Source organism: Barnesiella intestinihominis YIT 11860 (assembly GCF_000296465.1).
Taxonomy (GTDB): Bacteria; Bacteroidota; Bacteroidia; order Bacteroidales; family Barnesiellaceae; genus Barnesiella; species Barnesiella intestinihominis.
Genome location: NZ_JH815206.1, coordinates 403,673 through 423,042 on the forward strand (window position 1 = coordinate 403,673; position 19,370 = coordinate 423,042).

14 protein-coding genes are annotated in these 19,370 nt (G+C 43.1%); 7 read left to right on the forward strand and 7 right to left on the reverse strand.

The window, feature by feature from the left end:
• Position 1: 1 nt before the first annotated feature.
• On the reverse strand, positions 2–244 hold the full coding sequence (locus HMPREF9448_RS13575) for an acyl carrier protein (protein ID WP_008863150.1): 243 nt from the start codon (positions 242–244) through the stop codon (positions 2–4).
• Positions 245–482: 238 nt separating this feature from the next.
• Positions 483–1,598 carry a 4-phosphoerythronate dehydrogenase PdxB gene (gene pdxB, locus HMPREF9448_RS13580; protein ID WP_008863151.1) on the reverse strand — a complete coding sequence of 372 codons (1,116 nt, stop codon included), beginning with the start codon at positions 1,596–1,598 and terminating at the stop codon, positions 483–485.
• Between the two features lie 216 nt (positions 1,599–1,814).
• Between pdxB and HMPREF9448_RS13585 the strand changes: the two genes are divergently transcribed.
• From HMPREF9448_RS13585 to HMPREF9448_RS13610, 6 genes are all read left to right on the forward strand, one after another.
• Positions 1,815–2,417 (forward strand): DUF4254 domain-containing protein, encoded by a 603-nt coding sequence (locus HMPREF9448_RS13585; protein ID WP_008863152.1) that lies wholly within the window; start codon positions 1,815–1,817, stop codon positions 2,415–2,417.
• A 10-nt stretch (positions 2,418–2,427) separates the two neighbouring features.
• The gene (locus HMPREF9448_RS13590) at positions 2,428–3,483 is read left to right on the forward strand and encodes a glycosyltransferase family 9 protein (RefSeq protein WP_008863153.1); all 1,056 of its coding nucleotides are present in this window, start codon (positions 2,428–2,430) and stop codon (positions 3,481–3,483) included.
• A 76-nt stretch (positions 3,484–3,559) separates the two neighbouring features.
• Positions 3,560–4,318: a lipopolysaccharide kinase InaA family protein gene (locus HMPREF9448_RS13595; RefSeq protein ID WP_008863154.1), complete on the forward strand. Its 759-nt coding sequence runs from the start codon at positions 3,560–3,562 to the stop codon at positions 4,316–4,318.
• A 117-nt stretch (positions 4,319–4,435) separates the two neighbouring features.
• Positions 4,436–5,461 (forward strand): Holliday junction branch migration DNA helicase RuvB, encoded by a 1,026-nt coding sequence (gene ruvB, locus HMPREF9448_RS13600; protein WP_008863155.1) that lies wholly within the window; start codon positions 4,436–4,438, stop codon positions 5,459–5,461.
• 20 nt (positions 5,462–5,481) lie between these two features.
• On the forward strand, positions 5,482–6,984 hold the full coding sequence (locus HMPREF9448_RS13605) for a lipopolysaccharide biosynthesis protein (RefSeq protein ID WP_008863156.1): 1,503 nt from the start codon (positions 5,482–5,484) through the stop codon (positions 6,982–6,984).
• A 41-nt stretch (positions 6,985–7,025) separates the two neighbouring features.
• On the forward strand, positions 7,026–8,387 hold the full coding sequence (locus HMPREF9448_RS13610) for a TIGR00341 family protein (protein WP_008863157.1): 1,362 nt from the start codon (positions 7,026–7,028) through the stop codon (positions 8,385–8,387).
• A 448-nt stretch (positions 8,388–8,835) separates the two neighbouring features.
• Here HMPREF9448_RS13610 and HMPREF9448_RS13615 read toward each other — a convergent pair whose 3' ends face one another.
• The 5 genes from HMPREF9448_RS13615 to HMPREF9448_RS13630 all read right to left on the reverse strand — a co-directional run bounded on the left by HMPREF9448_RS13615 (position 8,836) and on the right by HMPREF9448_RS13630 (position 19,067).
• Complete coding sequence (locus HMPREF9448_RS13615; protein ID WP_008863159.1) at positions 8,836–14,514, reverse strand: TIR domain-containing protein; 5,679 nt, start codon at positions 14,512–14,514, stop codon at positions 8,836–8,838.
• Between the two features lie 157 nt (positions 14,515–14,671).
• On the reverse strand, positions 14,672–16,900 hold the full coding sequence (locus tag HMPREF9448_RS13620) for a beta-N-acetylhexosaminidase (protein WP_008863160.1): 2,229 nt from the start codon (positions 16,898–16,900) through the stop codon (positions 14,672–14,674).
• Positions 16,901–17,666: 766 nt separating this feature from the next.
• The gene (locus HMPREF9448_RS13625; RefSeq protein WP_157260392.1) at positions 17,667–18,146 is read right to left on the reverse strand and encodes a hypothetical protein; all 480 of its coding nucleotides are present in this window, start codon (positions 18,144–18,146) and stop codon (positions 17,667–17,669) included.
• Between the two features lie 22 nt (positions 18,147–18,168).
• Positions 18,169–18,345, reverse strand: coding sequence for a hypothetical protein (locus HMPREF9448_RS14665; RefSeq protein WP_008863162.1), 177 nt, complete (start codon positions 18,343–18,345; stop codon positions 18,169–18,171).
• Positions 18,345–19,067 carry a TIGR04255 family protein gene (locus HMPREF9448_RS13630; RefSeq protein WP_008863163.1) on the reverse strand — a complete coding sequence of 241 codons (723 nt, stop codon included), beginning with the start codon at positions 19,065–19,067 and terminating at the stop codon, positions 18,345–18,347. The genes HMPREF9448_RS14665 and HMPREF9448_RS13630 overlap by 1 nt, the downstream gene beginning before the upstream one ends.
• 96 nt (positions 19,068–19,163) lie before the next feature.
• On the opposite strand from HMPREF9448_RS13630, the gene HMPREF9448_RS13635 reads away from it, so the two are divergent.
• Positions 19,164–19,367 (forward strand): helix-turn-helix domain-containing protein, encoded by a 204-nt coding sequence (locus HMPREF9448_RS13635; RefSeq protein WP_008863164.1) that lies wholly within the window; start codon positions 19,164–19,166, stop codon positions 19,365–19,367.
• The last annotated feature ends 3 nt before the right edge of the window (positions 19,368–19,370 follow it).

Sequence of the window (19,370 nt, forward strand, 5' to 3'; positions counted from 1 at the left end):
ATTATTTCTCTGCGATAGCTTTTTCGATGTGAGCGATAGCTTCACCTACAGTTGTAATTTTTTCTGCTTGATCATCAGCGATTTTGATATCGAATTTGGTTTCAAATTCCATGATCATTTCGACAGTGTCCAAAGAATCTGCACCGAGGTCATTCGTAAAGTTTGCTTCGGGAGTTACTTCTGATTCTTTAACACCTAATTTTTCTACGATAATTTCTTTTACTGTTGATGCTACGTCAGACATAATTTTTAAATTTTAATTAATAAATAAATTAACGTTCTTATTTTTTGCAGTGCAAAGGAATATATTTTTCTCCGAACAAAAAAAATTTTCTCTTATAAATTACTCGTTTTTTGCACATTTATAGGTTTTGTGTGCAAAAAATACGTGTTTTTATATGTGAGAAGGGGTTAAAAAGGGTCATTTTTTATCGAGCTATTTATTCATTTTTCTTTTCTATACAAGTATAAAATGTGTATATTTATACGAGGTGAAATCCTAAATTTTCTAAAATGGGAGACCCGATCGGGGGAATACCTTTTATATAATAAGCCGGAAACTCTCGCCTTAGAGGGTACAGGCCTCGTTGCATCTCGAATGTTTCGGGGGATTTTCTCAATCTGAGGTCATCGTCGAAAGGGTTGTAGGATTCCCATACGGCTTGTTGCAGAGGATTGGTAGCCCCGGAGAGGTCGATAATTTCCCGTACCGGTGCGGGTGGTACGATATTTTGGGTGGGGATAGCGGTTTTTATCCATTTCCCGACCGACTGTACAATCATGCGTGTCGCCTCCGATTTACCGTCGGCAGAATATCCAGCGATATGGGGGGTGGCAATGAAGGCTTGTTCCAATAATTCTTTATCTATGTTCGGCTCGTTTTCCCAGCAATCAAGGATAACCGACGATATTTTTTTTTGTTTCAACGCTCGTTTCAATGCTTCGGTATTTATTATTTCTCCTCGCGCCGTATTGATGATGAGGGGCGTTTTTTCAAGGGCGTTGAAAAAGTCGGTGTCGGCCAAATGATATGTCGGGTATTTTCCTTCATGTGTCAGAGGGGTGTGAAATGTGACGATGTCGGCCTCCCGACAAATTTTTTCGAGAGAAACAAAATCGGTTTCGCTTTCGGCTTCTTGTCGGGGGGGATCGTTGAGCAGAACCTGCATTCCCAATAATTTGCCGTATCGGGCGACTATTTTGCCCACGTGACCTACTCCTACGATGCCTATGGTGCAGTCTTGCAGGTTTTTTCTGGTGCTTTTGCTCCAAGCCAGCAGTGATGACAATACGTATTGCCCGACAGAAGATGCATTACAACCGGGCGCGTTTTGCCAAGAGATGCCTTTTTCTTTACAGTAGAGCGTATCGATATGGTCGTAGCCTATGGTCGCCGTCGCTATGTATCGGCAGCGACTTCGGTCGAGCAGTTCCCGATTACATTTTGTCCGGGTGCGGATTAGAAGTATATCGGCATCTTGTACCGTTTGTGCATTTATCCGTTCGGGGGATAGGTAATCGATTCGCACGTAAGGTTCGAGAATCCCTTTCAGGTAGGGTATTTTGTTGTCTGCTATAATATATGGAATCGTGTTCATCGCTATGTTTTTTTGATAAACAAAAATAGTAATTTTTTAGGGTAAAGAAGCGAAAAGCTATTTTTATGTGAGGAAAATAGCGGAAGTTCGTAAAACTATTGTTATGTTTGTTGCATGAAACAAAAATAGGCCGTGCCCGGCAGAAGTGAAGTCGCTGGTTGCTGTGCGGGAATTGTTTTTGTGATAAAGAAGTCATATTCGTTAAAGCAATAAGTTATGAATTTCGCTGAAACGTGTAATCGTATTTTTTGGAATACAACACAATATTATCATCGGTTCGACCAAGTCGATACCCCGTTGGAAAATCCTTATTCGGAAGGGAGTATAGAATATTATCTGTGTCTGAAAAATTGGATCGATGTGGTTCAGTGGCATTTGGAGGATATTATTCGCAATCCCGAGATAGATCCCGAAGAGGCCTTAGCTATCAAGCGAAGGATCGATAAGTCGAATCAGGAGCGTACCGATTTGGTGGAAATGATCGATGATTATTTTTTACAAAAGTATGCCAACGTCGAGGTAAAAGCGGATGCAACCATCAATACGGAAAGTCCGGCTTGGGCCATAGACCGTCTGTCGATTCTTGCCGTTAAAATCTATCATATGCAACAAGAGGTAGAGCGTAAGGATGCCTCTCCCGAGCATATCGCCAAATGCCGGGAAAAGCTGAGAATTTTATTGGAGCAACGAGCCGATTTGTCTATGGCGATCACCCAGTTGCTCGATGAAATAGAGTCTGGCAAGAAATATATGAAGGTTTACAAGCAGATGAAGATGTATAACGATCCGGCATTGAATCCGGTTTTATATAAAAAGTAATACACTTTTTATGCCTTATCGCAAAGTACTGATTATACGTTTGTCGGCATTGGGCGATGTCGCGATGACTATTCCCGTGGTTTATTCCGTATGCCGGGCTTATCCTGAAACCACATTCGTGATGCTTACTCAAAAAGTGGCTTCACAGTTGTTCATAAACGCTCCGAGAAATTTACAGGTTGTCGTCGCCGATGTCAAGGGAAGGCACAAGGGCTTTGTCGGGCTTTATCATCTGGCTCGGGAGGTTCGTCGGTTGTCCATCGATGCCGTAGCGGATTTGCATGATGTGTTGCGAACGAAGGTGTTGCGCTTTTTTTTCAAATTATGGGGGATTCGTGTTGCCGTAATCGATAAAGGACGGAAAGAAAAACAGGAATTAACGTCTCGCAGGGCGAAAGTGTTGCGTCCGCTTCGTTCCTCTTTCGAACGGTACGGCGAGGTTTTTGTTTCGCTCGGGTTTAGTTTTGTTCCTAACTTCGTCTCTTTGTATAATGAGGGTGTGGGCGACGAAGGATTGTATTCGGAGTTGACGCTCCCGAAATCTTCCGGAGAGCGTTGGATAGGAGTGGCTCCGTTCGCCAAGCATAAAGGTAAGATTTACCCGCTCGACCGTATGGAAAAGGTCGTTTCGGAGTTATCGGAGGAAAGCCGGGTAAAGATTTTTTTGTTTGGAGCGGGCGATCGGGAACGGGAGATTTTGTCCTTATGGCGTGAGCGTTATTCGGGGGTGATTTCTTTGGCGGACAAGCGTTATGGCTTTGCGGTCGAGCTGTCTTTGATGAGCCGTCTCGACGTGATGATTTCGATGGATTCGGCCAATATGCATTTGGCATCGTTGGTGGCGGTTCCGGTCGTTTCGGTTTGGGGAGCTACGCACCCGTATTGCGGCTTCTTAGGTTGGCGACAGTCGGATAGCGGTGTGGTTGAGTTGCCACTGGATTGTCGTCCTTGTTCTGTATTCGGCAATAAGCCTTGTTATCGAAAGGATTATGCATGTTTGGAGATAGCCCCGGAAACTATTGTCGATCGCGTGAAAAGTTTAGAAACTCTAATAAAAGAGAAATAGGTTGAATACATTTTTCTTACATCGTTGAAAAAGCGTATTTTTATCATCATATTATTCAAGACCCGATGACCAGAAAATGAAACTTGTTCTGAATCCATCATATTGTCAGCTGCGAAATTTCGTACAGAAACTGCCGATTTCATTTCCTACGTTGGGTGATTGCATTTATAAAGCTAGAAACGAGCTTCGCAAGTTTTCTTATGAGGGGCAGTGGTATGTGGTGAAGAATTATAAAGTGCCGTTGTTTATCAATAGAATCGCTTATACTTTTTTCCGTCCCAGCAAGGCTTCCCGGGCTTATGAGTATGCGTTGAAATTGCGGTCTATGGGAATAGAAACCCCTGCCCCGGTCGCTTATATCGAACTAAAAAGCGGGGGACTTTTGCAGCATTCTTTTTTTGTGTCGGAAAATTGTTCTTATCCTCGTATGATGCGAGAATTCGAGGAGGGCGGTATTGCCGGACGTGAGGATATTCTGGAAGCGTTCGCCGCTTTTACGGTAGGTTTGCATAAAAAAGGGGTCTTACATTTGGACTATTCTGCCGGAAATATTTTGTTCGACAAGCAGGAGGAGGGTATCGTGTTTTCTATTATCGACCTGAACCGTATGCGGTTTATACCGATGACTCCGAAAATGTGCTTAGCCAATTTCAACCGATTTTGTCGGGACGAGTCGGTCGTGCGATATGTCGTAGGGGTGTATGCTCGTTTACGAGGGTGGGACGAGGTTACTTCCATAGAGGAGGCTTTGCGAGCGCATAGGGAGTTTTGGACCAAGATAGAGCGAAAAGAGACTTTGAAACGCCGACGTGAAAGTTCCCATTCCTTGAAATAAATAGGAATATTTAGAGCTCTGTTCTCGTGCATAGCCCTAAAAAACTCCAATCGGCTTCTCGTAATCACAAAATAAATTGTTAAGTTTGTCGTCGAAATACGGTGAACGCAAGAGCCTGTGGAAAATAATCGATTCGACATAAGAGAGCAAAAAATTTCGGATACCGAGCGTGAGTTCGAGAAAGCTCTGCGTCCGTTGGCATTCGACGATTTTAACGGACAGGAGAAAATTATAGAGAACCTACGGGTTTTCGTCATGGCGGCGCGGATGCGCCAAGAGCCGCTCGATCATGTATTGTTGCATGGCCCTCCCGGATTGGGGAAGACCACACTCGCCAATATCGTGGCTAACGAGTTGGGGGTGGGTTTCAAAATAACGTCGGGACCGGTACTCGACAAGCCCGGTGATTTAGCTGGATTGTTGACTTCGTTGGAGGAAAACGATGTGTTGTTTATCGATGAGATTCATCGTCTGAGTCCGGTAGTGGAGGAATATCTTTACTCGGCGATGGAAGATTTCCGTATCGATATTATGATCGACAAAGGGCCGAGCGCGCGTTCCATACAGATAGAATTGAATCCTTTTACGCTGGTGGGTGCGACTACCCGAAGCGGGTTATTGACGAGTCCGTTGCGTGCCCGATTCGGGATAAACTGTCATTTGGAATATTACGATCATGCCGTATTGACTCATATTATAGAGCGGTCGGCCAAGCTGTTGTGTGTGCCTTGTACGCATGAGGCGGCTACCGAGATCGCAATGCGCAGTCGTGGAACGCCTCGTATCGGGAATGCCTTGTTGCGTCGTGTTCGTGATTTTGCCCAAGTGAAAGGGTCGGGGAGTATCGATTTGGAGATAGCACGGTATTCTTTGGAAGCGTTGAACATCGATAAATACGGGCTCGACGAGATCGACAATAAGATACTTTCGGTCATTATCGATAAATTCAAAGGCGGCCCCGTAGGGTTGACGACTATTGCGACGGCTTTGGGCGAGGATCCCGGAACGTTGGAGGAGGTATATGAACCGTATTTGATTAAAGAGGGATTTATCAAGCGTACGCCCCGGGGACGCGAGGTGACCGATTTGGCTTATACCCATTTGAATCGGCGACGGATTTCGGAGCAGGGTACATTGTTTTAATCACGTATAAGCAGAGACGTATGGCCGGCATGAAGAGTTTGGCGAAAGATACCGCCATATATGGTTTAAGTAGTATATTGGGGCGGTTCTTGAACTGGTGTTTCGTTTTTCTTTATATCAATGTATTGAAAACGACTGCCGAGTATGGCATCGTGACCAATCTGTATGCGTATATGGCTCTTTTGTTGATTATCCTGACTTATGGCATGGAGACCGGTTTTTTCCGGTTTGCCAACGATAAGGAGGAGAAAGAGCCGCAGAGGGTCTATACTACCGGGCTTATTTCGCTGGCGACTACATCGACGTTGTTTTTTGTTCTTGTGTGGGTGTTTATAACACCTCTGTCGAGGTTGTTGGGGTATCCCGAGCATGAGGATTATGTGTTGATGATGGCGGCCATTATAGCCGTCGATGCTTTTACGGCGTTGCCGTTCGCTTACTTGCGTTATCGGCGTCGTCCGATACGGTTCGCTTCGATCAAATTGTTTTCGATATTCCTGAACATAGCATTGAATTTGTTTTTCATTCTGCTTTGTCCGTGGCTGTATGGTATTCACCCCGAGTGGATTTCTTGGTTTTTCGACCCCGATTTTTTGGTGGGATATATATTGGTCTCGAATGTCATCAGTTCGGGAGTTGTATTGTTGGTTTTGTTCCCAGAGATTTTCGGGATACGTTATCGGTTCGACCGGCATTTGTTGTCACGCATGTTGAAATATTCTTTTCCATTATTAATTTTGGGGATCGCCGGTATTATGAACCAAACCTTCGACAAGATGTTTTATCCTCAACTGGCAAGCAATCGCCCGGATGCCATGTCGGAACTCGGCATATACGGTGCGGTTTATAAAATAGCGATCGTGATGGTGATGTTTACACAGGCTTTTCGTTTTGCATACGAACCATTCATTTTTGCCCGAAGTAAAGATGCCGGCGACGGAAATAAAAAGTCGTATTCGGATGCGATGAAGTATTTCATCATATTCGGGTTTTTCATCTTCCTCGCAGTGATGTTTTATATAGACCTCGTGCGGTTCTTTATGCCGGCGACGTATTGTACGGGATTGAAAGTTGTTCCTATTGTCATGCTTGCCGAATTGTTCTTCGGTGTGTTTTTCAATCTTTCTTTGTGGTATAAATTGACCGACCGGACACAATGGGGCGCTTGGTTCTCTTTGTTCGGTTTTGCCATTACGGCGATTATCAACATCGTGGGGGTTCCCCGTTTCGGATATATGGCTTGTGCTTGGGGGGCGTTCGTTTGTTATGCGAGTATGATGTTGGCCTCTTTTTTTATCGGGCAGCGTGTTTACCCGATACGCTATGATTTGAAGTCGGCTTTCCGCTATACGCTGTTGACGGTTGTGCTGTATGCGGTGGCGATGGTTGTCCCTATCGAATCCCTCTTTTTGCGTTTGGCATTCAGGACTCTGCTCTTGGGTGTGTTCTTGGTCTATTTGTTCCGCCATGATTTGCCGATGAACGAGGTTCCCGGGTTAAGACGTTTCGTGTCCAAGTTTTGAAAGAGCGGTTTTGAGTTTCCGGTATTTTAATAAAAGTAATTATGTCATTTCCCAAATTCGTTGATTCTGTCAAAAGGTTTTTGACTCATTATCTTGATATGAGTCAAGACAGGGAAGAAGAGGCGGCTTCGGTAGAAGCGATTCGCGCAGGAGTGGAGTTTAAGGGTTCTACGATTCTTATTTTGGTATTCGCGATATTTATCGCTTCGTTGGGATTGAATACCAATTCGGCCGCTGTGATTATCGGCGCTATGTTGATTTCACCTCTGATGGGTCCCATCATGGGTATCGGATTGGGGTTAGGTATCAATGACTATGAGTTGATAAAACGTTCTTTTCGGAATTTGGCAGTCGCAACGTTGTTCAGTGTGATAACGTCGACTATTTACTTTTGGGTTTCACCCCTGAATGAGGCCCGAAGTGAATTACTCGCTCGTACTTCGCCGACTATCTACGATGTGTTGATCGCTTTTTTCGGAGGATTGGCGGGTATCGTGGCGATGTCGTCTAAACAAAAAGGAAATGTTTTACCCGGTGTCGCCATCGCCACGGCGTTGATGCCGCCGTTGTGTACGGCGGGATTCGGGTTGGCTACCGGTAATTTCTATTATTTTTTCGGAGCGTTTTATTTGTTTTTCATCAATTCGGTTTTTATTGCGTTCGCAACGACTTTGGGCGTGAAGTTAATGAAATATTCGAAGAAGGAGTTTGTGGACGATGAACGGCGTAAGAAGGTGGAACGAATGGTGTATACCATTTTGATACTGACTATGGCTCCGAGTATTTACCTTACTTACAATATGGTGAAAGAGAACTTTTTCGAGGTCGCAGCATCCCGCTTTGTTTCCCAGAATTTCAATTATGCCGATACTCAGGTTTTAAGTAAAAGTGCCGTGACGGAGCACGGAAAGCACATCATACGCGTCTCTTTGGTAGGAGCCGAAATCCCGAAAGATTCCATAGCTGTGGCACAGGCGAGATTGCCCCAGTATGGATTGGGCGGTGCTATATTGGAGGTTCGTCAAGGGTATGGGCAAAATCAAGCGGATATAAGTACTTTGAGCAGTGCGATGTTTAAAGATATTTATTTGCATAATCAAGAGCAGATAGATCGCCAGCAGAAAACGATAGATTCTTTGGAAAATCTGGCATCGCATTACCAACAATATGATTCTGTGGGGGTGGAAATCGCTCCTGAAATAAAGGTTCTTTTCCCTAATGTGACCGATATTGCCATTTCGAAAACGATTTTCAGCCGTATCGATACGGAGGCGAGAGACACGACAACTCTTGCTGTGGTGCGTCATTCCAAAGTCTTTTCTTTGTCGGAGCAAAAAAGATTCAAGGAGTGGTTACAGGCTCGTTTAGGGACAAAGAAAGTACAACTTGTCATTGAAAAATAAGGGGACAAAATAAATTTCCTTGCGGAAACACCCCGTAATGCTACGGGACACGGCAGAGAGAGGAGGCTTAACCTTGTCACTACTGTTGTCGGTTTTTTCAACCCCTCCGTCACTTCGTGCCACCTCCCCTATATTTTGCATTACAAAACACAGGGGAGGAGTGTGGCTATATTCATTGCAGACGTGCAGAGGTCTTTTCTGCTTTACCCCCCCCTCGCCCTACGGGCACTCCCCCTATATTTCTTCGAAAACACCCCGTAATGTTACGGGACACGGCAGGGAGAGAGTTGTCACTACTGTTGCCGGTTTTTTCAACCCCTCCGTCACTTCGTGCCACCTCCTCTATATTTTGCATTACAAAACACAGGGGAGGAGGACTGAAATGTCACGCAATGCCATAGAGTACGAAAGGGAAGGAGGTGCTCCTTTGTTTTTGACAGCTTTATTTTTAGCAGAACTTATCTAAACGATCGAGTGCTTCTTGTGCAAAACTATATCCTAAGTCGAGCGCTTTTTGATATAGTTCTTTGGCTTGTTTATAATCTTTTTCCACACCTAATCCGTTTTCGTAAACTTCTCCCATTAACATATATGCTCGTCCGTATCCTTGCTCTAAACAGGGTTTTATGATTTCGTATGCTTTTTGCGGGTCTTGTACTGTTCCTAATCCGTGAAATATCATTCTGGCTAAGTCGATTCGAGCCGGTTCGTTCCCTCTTTCGATGGCTTGTATAAAGAGTTTTTCGGCTCTTTTGTAGTCTTTGGGCAGACCGTTTCCATCGAGATAATTGCAAGCCAAGTACCACATGGATTGGTCGTCGCCTAATTCATGCCCTCTGATGTATAACTTGTTGGCTAATTCTATATTTGGTGCAGTGCCTTCGCCTCTTTCATAGAGTAGTCCTAACAGACTGCATGCATCCGGATAGTTCGCATCATAAGCCATTTGTAAATAGTCCAATGCCAATTTGGGGTTACGGGGAATACCCTCGCCGTAATAATACAGACGTCCTAAGTGATACATGGCCCATGCGTTGCCTTTATCGGCTGCTTTCTTCAAATAGAATGCTCCCATAGCATTGTTTTGTGTTACGCCTTGTCCCAAAAGGTATAAAAGAGCCATACCTTTTATTGCATTGATTTCGTTAACGTCGACTCCTTTTTGATAGTATCGTTTCGCTTCGGCATAATCGATAAGTTCTTCCGGTCCGGTTCGATAGATATCTCCGATGAAACTCAGTGCGTAGGTATAGCCCATTTGGACCGCTTTTTTCAAATATTGTAATGCTTGTTCGGGATCTTGTATTTCTTCGGGTCCGTTCCAATATAAGAATCCGACATTAAAGAAACCATAAACACTATCGAGTGCCGCGGCTTTTTTATATAGTTCCAGAGCTTTGGCTTGGTTGATTGCCATTCCTCTGCCGTAGAAATACATGTCTCCTAGTTCGTTGAACGATTCGGCATGGTTTCTTTGCGTTAAATAGGAAAAATAGGCGTAAGCCGTTTTGAATTGGGCTTTTTCCAATGCATTTTTAGCCTCTTTGTATAACTCTTCGTCTGACTTGTCTTGGGGTATTTCAATATCTGTTATGGTCTCGTCCACCAAATTTTTTTGGAGTTGTTCCATCCACTCCCGGGCTTCTTCATAACCTTGTTCGATAGCTTTACGGTAATAGTTCATCGCCTTTTGAGTGTCTTTTTCGAGTTGTCCGATACCATCGGTATGAAGCCTTCCCAACCAATATGAGGCCTTCCCATATCCCTGTTCCGAGGCTGCCGTAAAGCAAGATATGGCTTTCGTCAGGTTTGCCGGTATTACTTCCCCGAAAAGATATAATTCTCCCATCTTGTTGATGGCGGCGAGAATACCGTTGTCGGCGGCTAATTGGAAGTATTTGACGGATAATTCGAGATTTTGAGCCATTCCACTTTCGTTATCTTCGAATAATAATCCCAGCCGATACGTGGCTTGATGGTTTCCGCGTTTGGAGGCTTCGGTGAGCAATTCGATTTCCCGAGGTATGTCGACCTGTAATCCTCCTTTACCGTTGTGGAGGTAGTAGCTGATTCGGAACATTGCATTCGTGTTGCCCAATTCGATAGCTTTTTGGAAATAGTGCACGGCTTTTCGTTCGTTGCTCTCGGTTTCTTCGTCATTCATGTAGGTTCCTCCCAAGAAGTTGTATGCCATGCCGGTTTCGTCTTGTTCGGCAGCTCGTTCATAATATCTACGGGCGAGGTCGATATTGAGCGGAACTCCCAATCCCGATTCGTAAATCAATCCGATATGAAGCAATGTATCGGTGTCTTTGGGATTGTATTCGATGTATTGCAGGTAGTAGTCCAACGCTTTGCGATTGTCCTCTTCGGTTTCCAACGAATAGTAATATCGAGCCAAGTCCCGGGTTGCCGCTTTGTAATTCTGCTCAACCGCCAAGCGGAACATGGAAAGTCCTTTTTCAATGTCCCGGGGAATATCGGAAGACCCTTTCATGAGTATGAATCCGCAACTGTATGAACCATATCCAGATCCGTTTTGAGAGGCTTTCAAAAAATATTCATATGCTTTGCCCATATGTTTAGGGGCCAATTCTCCATTAAAATAGAGGTCTCCCAAATCGTTCAGGGCTTGAACATATCCTAAATTCGCCGATTGGGATAGAAGGTTGATATATTTTTCTGTTTCTTTGTCGGCAAGGGCTTGTTGAGCTTCTAAATAGGCTTGTCGGGCGAATGGGTCGATGTCTTTTTCTTCTTCCGATTCGTGATCCATGCGGTTCAAAAGTTGGAAAGCGCTTTCATTTCCCATAGCGGCGGCTTGACTGAGATATTCCTGAGCCTTTTCTTTGTCGGGGAGCGTTCCTTGTCCTTTCCAATACATAAAGCCTAATGAATAGAATGCATAAGGATAACCTTCGTCACACGCTTTCTGGTAATATTCCATTGCTTTCTGGTAATCTTGTCGGACACCTTTCCCTGCATAATACATGTCTCCCAGTTCGGTCAAAGCTCTGCTGTGTTTTGTTTCGGCAGCTTTTTTGTACCAATAGAACGCTTTTTCATAGTCGATGGTCAATCCGTCTTCATAGGAGTACATGTCGCCTAAATTGCACATTGCGTCCGGCATATTTTGTTCTGCCGCTTTGGTGAACCAGTTGGTGGCTCTGACCGGGTTTGCATTGACATACCACCCGAAACGGTATGCACGTCCCATGTAGTTTTGGGCAAAGGAGTATCCGCTTTCCGCGGCTTGTTGTATGAGGTTGAATCCTTTCTCTTCTTCTCCCGATATTTCTTTATTGATAATTAGCTTCCCAAGATTATACAAACAAGAAGGAATGCCGGCTTGTGCTCCTTTTTGATACCAATCGGCAGCTTTCAGGATATTTTTTTGTACTCCGTCTCCTTCTTCATAGATTAATCCCAGAGTGAACACACATGTCGGTTCGTTGCTTTTTGCTCCCATTTCATACCATTTTATAGCTTCTTTCATATCTCTTCGACAACCGAAAGAGCCATAATAATAGTATTCTCCCATGTTCTTTTGCGCTTCGGTGTAGCCGTTCTCTGCCGCTAATTTCATCCATTTGATTACTTGCGTGTCGTCTTTTTCTACGAACTGTCCTTTTATATACATGAATGCAATGGAATATTGGGCATAAGCGTTGTTGCTTTGCGCTGCTTTGGCGAACCAATAATAGGATTGTTCGTAATCGGTATCGACGCCATGTCCGTAGAAATATAGATCTCCCAAATGCGTCGCGGCTTCCGATTCTCCCATTTGTGCTGCTAAAAGCAAGGGTGCTATGGCCGATTCGTATTTTTCGATATTGTATAAATTTATTCCTCGATCGAGGAACGCTTTACTTAACGACTCGGTCATACCGGCTTCTTTCCCTGATGTTTCGAATCGGAGAGCTTTTTGATATAATTCGCTGTTCTGCGGGTCGTCGTAATCCTGAGCGTTCATTTGTTCCACGGCGATTCGCATGAGTCCTTCATAAGCGATGTCGGCATGTTCTCCCTCCGCAATCGTTTTCAGATATTCGATGGCTTTTTCATATCCGTTTTCTTGTCCCGACTGCATATAAAGCTCGGCGATTGCTTTAATCGCGTCGGAATATCCGGCTTCGGCAGCTTTTCTAAAATATTCTTCGGCTTTTTGTATGTTCGGGCTAACCACACCTTTGGCTTCGTAGTAGGCCAGCCCCAAGAAATAGTAGGCTTCGGGGATTTCCATCGTTTCGGCTTTGCGGAAACAGTTCATCGCTTTGAATTCGTCCATTTCTGTCCCCATGCCGTAGAAATAGAGTTTTCCTAATTTACAAATACATTTCCCGTTATTGAGCTGTGCTCCTCGTTGACACCAAGAGAACAATTCTTTCTGCCGGTCGGGATCATTCTCCAAGAACCGTATGACATCGTGTATAGCGTCTATGTCATTTCTTTCGGCAGCTTTTATATAGTATTCCAATTCTCGGCCTGTGAATGATGCAGGTGCTTCGCCCTCTTCGATGAGTTGCGCTATTTTACGATAGGCCGGCGAGAATTTTTGATCGGACGAAGCTAGATATAGATCCCAAGCCTTTTGTTTGTCGACATTGGTTCCGAAGCCGTTTTCATACATAACAGCCAGATAATATAGTCCGAGACTGTCTCCCAAGTCGGCCGATTTGGAGAACCATCGAAACGCTTGTTCGTCTCCTTTATAGTCCGGCATATTGTAATAGATCAGCGCCAATCCGTTCATTCCGTCGGGATTTCCTAGTTGTGCCGCTTGATAATAAGATTGCTGCGCTTTTTCGAGGTCTTTGTATGCTTCGTCGAATTGATAGAAAAAACCAAGCTCAAAATAGGCGTCGATATACTCTTTTTCAAGCGCTTTTTGTATCCATTTCAATCTTTCTTCGGAATTTCCTCTATCCATTTCGATATAGGCCAGTTTGATCATGGACCACTCATCGTCGCGTTCTTCGGCCAGTTGGAGGTATATTTTTTCGGCTTCTTCCTTATTCATGGGCATACCGTAACCATTATCTTTCATGAATGCCATTTCTCCTATGGCCATGATGTTGTTTTGTGCTGCCGAGTTTTTATAATAGGAGAGAGCTGTATCGTAATTTTGTTCTACGAATGTCCCGTTTTCATACATGTTGCCTAACAAGTATTGGGCATATGAATTCCCGCTTTCGGCTGCTTTGGAGAACCAGTCGAAAGCCTTTTCGTAATTGCGCTCATTCAGTTTTCCCCGATAGTAGACTTTTCCTACGATGGTTTGAGCGAAGGCAAGATTTTTTTCTGCGTAGGGTAGGAATGTTTCTAAAATTCCGGGCCATAGTTGATACCCTTTTACTTTGTTGCAAAGAATGTCGCAAAGTAGATTTTGAGCTTCGGTGTTGTTTGCGGCGGCTAATTTCAGAAGGATATCCGATGCTTCTTTGTATTTGTGATTCCGGTATAGTCTGATGGCTTCTTGATAAAGTGCGGGGTTTACTCCTGTCGGGTGTGCCGCCGTCGTTTTATCGGTAATTTTCGTGTCTCGGTTTTCGATATATCCAGTAACTGTTTTACTGTCGGGCATGACAGACGGTTTAATCGAATTTTCGGTTTGCCGGGTGCTTTCGTTCAGCAAAAGAGTTTCGAGCACTTGGTCGATTTTGGCATCGATGATGTTCAATATGCTCGTAATCATGTGGTCCCATTGTGCTTTATCGTTGAGATAGTTGCAAAGCGGTTGTGTCTCGGAAGGGTGTATTTGCCTTTGATATATCCAGTCGATTATTCGTTTCGATTTTTCGGTAATGTTTCCGATGAGTAGAGGAACGATTTTCATATCGTTTTTTTCTACTTGCTCTTTAATCCAAACGAGTTCTTTGTTTACGATATAATCCGAGGATACGAAACTTTCGCTAATCAGCAAAATGGCAATGTGTGATTGAACGATGTGATTGTGTATTTCTTCGTCCCATTTTTCGCCGATAACCAATCCTTCATCGAACCATATTTCTGCATCCGGACTCGTGTGTCGTCTAATTCGAGGTATCAGATGAATGTTTCCCGGACCTTCCAGTACCCACTCTTTGTCTTCGTGGGCATAACTGATAAAAATATGCGCTTTTGCCATGATGATAAAATTTCTGTGTTACGTGGTATAAAATTATTTTATGATATCTTCTTTTACAAAGATAGTCTTTTCGGAGAATCGGTCTGTATTTCGATCGAATGTTATATAACACAAAAGGCAGCTTAGCTGCCTTTTGTGTATCTTATTTTTTTATGGGTTATTGAGTGACTTTGTTTATGAATACTAATCCCGAGGTATCGTTTCCTTTCTCTCCGCAGGCTTCTACTTCTATGAAAAAGGGAGTGCCGGCTTCGAAGGAATCGACGGTAAAGCGGTAGGTCGCTATGGGGGAATTGGCATTTATCAGAACCGATTGCGGAACTTCGGCGAGGAGTTCGTCTCGCTTGTAAAGTTTCAATGTGCCTAACCGGAACGGGGTTTCACCTTTTGTGTAGATGAACGATACCGTATATGTGCCATTGCCTGATATTTTGCCTGTACATTCGAATCGCCAAGGAGTTAGATAGGGCTGTACGTTCAAGGGTTTCCATTCGGCTGTATATTCACCGTACTGTTTATAGCCCGAATAGTCGGGGGCGAAATAAATGGGCAGCGAATAGTGACGGGGATTTACTACGGTGATAGCCCGGAAGTCGCTTTTGTCATTGACGGTTACCGGAGTGGTGTAAAGGGGGGAATGAACCGTAGGATAGGAGCCGTCGGTGGTATAGCGAATGTCGGCATCGGCGACGGCCGGAGATAATGTAAATTCTATTGCACCGGTAGCAGTCGGATTCATCTGTTCTATGATGGGTTCCGGTACACGGTAATGGCAATTTTTGAAGTCGAGTCGATTGAAATGGTGACTCAACCGGCAACGGAAGTCGGAATAATTGCGGTCGGATTGTCGACACCATGCCACTTCTGAAAGAGCTAACAGACGGGGGAAAGTGAAGTATTCGGCATAGTTTTCGGAGCGATTTTCATTCAGATAATCTATCTCTTGCAATACAGTGCCGTGAATAAATTGGTCGCTCCAAAAGCAGCCTTGTACTCCTAATACGGTCGATTCGGGAGAGTAGTCGTTGATTTCCATGCTGTAACATTTTTCGAGAGAGATAGGCGGCATCCAAGTGGCGGCTTTCACTTCTCCCGGGGTACGGCTTTCGGGGAAGTCGAAATACATGTGCGTGGCGGGTGTCAGAATAGCTTTATGTCCGCGCTGCGTAGCAAGAAGGGTGTCCCTGACATTGTGCCAAATAAGCCCGACAACAGGGGTTTTGACATCACCTCGCAAAAAGATTTCTTCCCACCCTACAACGGTACGATTTTTTTCTTTCATCATTTCGGCTACGACGTTGGTAAGGTAACCTTGCAGTTCGGAAGCCTTTTTCAATCCTTCCCGCTTCATCACTTTTTGGCAGTCGGGACATTCTTCCCAACGAGTGTAAACGGCTTCATCACCCCCTATATTGATGTACGAGGAAGGGAATAATCGAACGGTTTCGTCTAATACATCTCGTAAAAATTGCAGGGAAGATTCTTTGCCGACACAAAGCAGATCGCGGCTGATGAAATGTTGTGTGGGGACTTCGTGTTGCAGGCCCGTGCAACTGAGCCACGGATAGGCAACGACGGCAGACAGAATGTGAGCCGGAAATTCGATTTCGGGAATGATTTCCACGTTACGGACTTGTCCGTAAGCGATCAGTTCTTTTATGTCTTCTTGGGTGTAGAATCCTCCCAAACGGTTGTGATCGGGACCTGCCCATGCACCCACCTCGGTCAGACGGGGATATTTTTTGATTTCCAATCGCCAGCCGGAGTCATCAATCAAGTGGAATTGCAGTTTGTTTAACTTGTACATGGCCATCATGTCGATGTATTTTTTCACGAACTCTTTGTCGTAGAAATAACGAGCCACGTCCAGCATCATGCCTCGCCACGGGCGATTGGGAGCATCGTATATCGTTACGGCGGGGGCGATCCATTCCACTCCATGCTGCCGTTTGTCGCTGTACACTTGGGGCGGAAAGAGTTGCAGCAGCGTTTGTATGCCGTAGAATATGCCGCCTGCGTCCCGGCCGGTCAGTGAGATTCCTTTGGGCGTTACGTCCAGTCGGTAGCCTTCCGGTTTATCTACTTTTTCGGGGTTTAATGTCAAGAGGATAGTGGCTTTGCGGGCATCTTTTTTCAGTTTCAAATCCCAGCCGGTGGATTGACCGAGCACTTGCTGTAAGTATTCGGCTTGTCCTTGAAGAGCGGCATCGTAACCGATCGTGGATTTGGGGGAAAGCCGGAAATTGCCCGATGTCTGTTCTACGTGAACGGGTTTCGGAATGATTTCGATTTCGTTAGCGTTTGTTGCCCATGTAGCGGGTAGATGGCAGGCTATCGCAAGTATAACAGCCCAAGTTTTCTTACACATTGTACGGTAGGATTTCATAAGCACTTTATTTTTTTCATGGTTTTGCCTCTTGTCGAGGGGTGATGATAATGTTCATGTGATTATAAAAACAGATACTTTATAGCGGTGTGCATAAATCTCTATAAATGCAGATACTATTCAATAAAGCAAAGTTAGGAAAATTTGTGGAATAAATGGGTAAAACGGATTAAGATTTTAACTTAATATGTGCTTATTTAATGTGTGGGTTCTTTGAAAAAGAGAAATGATTTTGCTGGTATTTTTTGTTGAATTTCCACGATAGTTATTCAAGACAGTAATTGTCAAATTATTACAGTCGTGTTTTTAGATGGCAAAGAGGATAGCAGGGAGGGTTTAAAAATACCTTATTTAAAAGTCTGCATTAACGGGGCAGCAAAATCTTCGAGCGATGTGATTATTGGTTTGAGTTTTTGTTTGAATAGATGGCTTGCTCTTCCATACAAATGATAAACTATTTTATTTACAAGATTGGAATAGTTTGGATTGAAAATATTACGTGAATTGTATTATATTTTTTAGGTCGTGAAAGCAAGAAAAGCCATCTGAGAAATCAGGTGGCTTTTCTATAAAATTTGATTTACAACACTATTACTATTTGTTCTAAAAAAGGTTAGTACTCCTCCTCGTTGAAGAAATTCAACTATATTGATTATCAATATATTATGTGGTAATCAATAAAATTTACGCAAACAAACCACACCGTCTGAGACGGGCTGAGGCGATGGGAGGAATGGGTAGACAAACAAATCTGAGATTGTAAATATTATTCTGGCAGCCCTATACGTGATATAAAATAAGCAAATCTTTGACTGATTTTTTCTCGGTATAATTCGCTCAACGAACAAACTCGATTGTTTATGTTTCGATATAGATACTCCGTACTAACAGTATAAAAATGTTTAAAATCGATAACCATATCTGGCAACTCAAATCCATCCTCAAAATGAAGAAAATGAAAACGGGGATCTTCATTATTCATAATTTTCTTTCCATCTGTTCTGTTCGGATTGTATTTTTGTCCGGTTTGGAAAATATCGCCCCAGTGTTGTCCGTCTTTGAACACATCAAAATTAAACAGAGGTGCGACAATCAAATGAAGCAACCTACAATCTTTATTTGAATTTTCCTTTAATTTGTCTCGTTCATCACTATTTAAATCACAATCTTGGTTCAAACATATCATAAGCGGGAAACGAATATACGAGACCGAAACGCCATCAGCTCCCTCTGTAATACATTCCACGATATCTATATCATGAAAAATATCACATTGGTTTATCCTGTTGCCTTCCGTCTTCTTTATTTTTGCTGATATTTGGGTCATTACTAGTTTGATATAATCTTATAATACGTTGTGGCTTTAATGCACTATCAAATTTATATGTTTGCGGAATATTTTGATCAATAGATTCAGGCAAATCAATATAGTTCTTTTCATCCATTATTTTAGCGTATTAAGGAAAGATTCTTTAATATAACTGATAAACATGTTGTATGCTTGATGATTAAATTGTGTGATTGACTCTTCCCATGTGTCAATTGATTGTTGTCCACCACTATACACATCTATATCCAATACAATATCATAATTTTTTATCACAGACGGATAAAATCTATTAGGGATACCATATTGAACACGTACGAGATGATCTCCTTGTTGATATTCGTGAACAATCATTGATCTAGCAATGCCTTCCCTGACAACAGTTTCCTTAATAAACTTTGCATCAGTTGGATTCAATATCTTAGAAATATCTGAAACCTTTGAGCATGAGAAGATATTAATATACCTCATTCCAATGCGTTGAGAATTAATCTCTATATCTAATGCTTTTAATTTTTCTATAACCTTTGTAAGGCATTGAATATAAGACGATTTATCTTTATACTGCTGCAGTTCTACTATAATAGATTTTTCAAAAGAATCAATTTTAAGACTGATGGTAGAAGTGCTTAAAAGATACCTAATAAAGTCTTCTTTTTTCACTTCAAAGTTGTCTATATTAACATTGTAATTTGAATGCAGTTCAGTCTTAAAGGTTGCAAACTCATCCTTCAAGGATTCAGACAACATTTTATAGTCAATCTGAATGTCTTTCGTAAAATCAATTCGAAGAATAAAATGAGAAATTTTATTGTTCTGTAAAATACGATTATTTTCCATAGACACTTATTTACTATACATATGGCAAATATATGAAAACTAATCGATTTATCGAATATAATTCCCTATATTTGTACTATTCAATCGAGGTATAATATGAAACTAAATAGGATAAAAGCAGTATTGGCAGAGAAAGGGATTTCCCAGACATGGTTGGCAAAACAACTTGGCAAGAGTTTCAGCATGGTGAATGCTTATGCATGCAATAGGATTCAACCAAACCTGGAGACCCTTCAGCAAATAGCTGTTATCCTACAGGTGGATTTAAAAGACCTGATAACCGATAAAGAAGAAAGGTAAGGC

Excerpts from the sequence above, each read along its gene's own strand:
- HMPREF9448_RS13575 (WP_008863150.1), bottom strand. The coding sequence starts at position 244 with ATGTCTGACGTAGCATCAACAGTAAAAGAAATTATCGTAGAAAAATTA.
- pdxB (WP_008863151.1), bottom strand. The coding sequence starts at position 1,598 with ATGAACACGATTCCATATATTATAGCAGACAACAAAATACCCTACCTG.
- HMPREF9448_RS13585 (WP_008863152.1), top strand. The coding sequence starts at position 1,815 with ATGAATTTCGCTGAAACGTGTAATCGTATTTTTTGGAATACAACACAA.
- HMPREF9448_RS13590 (WP_008863153.1), top strand. The coding sequence starts at position 2,428 with ATGCCTTATCGCAAAGTACTGATTATACGTTTGTCGGCATTGGGCGAT.
- HMPREF9448_RS13595 (WP_008863154.1), top strand. The coding sequence starts at position 3,560 with ATGAAACTTGTTCTGAATCCATCATATTGTCAGCTGCGAAATTTCGTA.
- HMPREF9448_RS13605 (WP_008863156.1), top strand. The coding sequence starts at position 5,482 with ATGGCCGGCATGAAGAGTTTGGCGAAAGATACCGCCATATATGGTTTA.
- HMPREF9448_RS13610 (WP_008863157.1), top strand. The coding sequence starts at position 7,026 with ATGTCATTTCCCAAATTCGTTGATTCTGTCAAAAGGTTTTTGACTCAT.
- HMPREF9448_RS13615 (WP_008863159.1), bottom strand. The coding sequence starts at position 14,514 with ATGGCAAAAGCGCATATTTTTATCAGTTATGCCCACGAAGACAAAGAG.
- HMPREF9448_RS13620 (WP_008863160.1), bottom strand. The coding sequence starts at position 16,900 with ATGAAATCCTACCGTACAATGTGTAAGAAAACTTGGGCTGTTATACTT.
- HMPREF9448_RS14665 (WP_008863162.1), bottom strand. The coding sequence starts at position 18,345 with ATGGATGAAAAGAACTATATTGATTTGCCTGAATCTATTGATCAAAAT.
- HMPREF9448_RS13630 (WP_008863163.1), bottom strand. The coding sequence starts at position 19,067 with ATGGAAAATAATCGTATTTTACAGAACAATAAAATTTCTCATTTTATT.
- HMPREF9448_RS13635 (WP_008863164.1), top strand. The coding sequence starts at position 19,164 with ATGAAACTAAATAGGATAAAAGCAGTATTGGCAGAGAAAGGGATTTCC.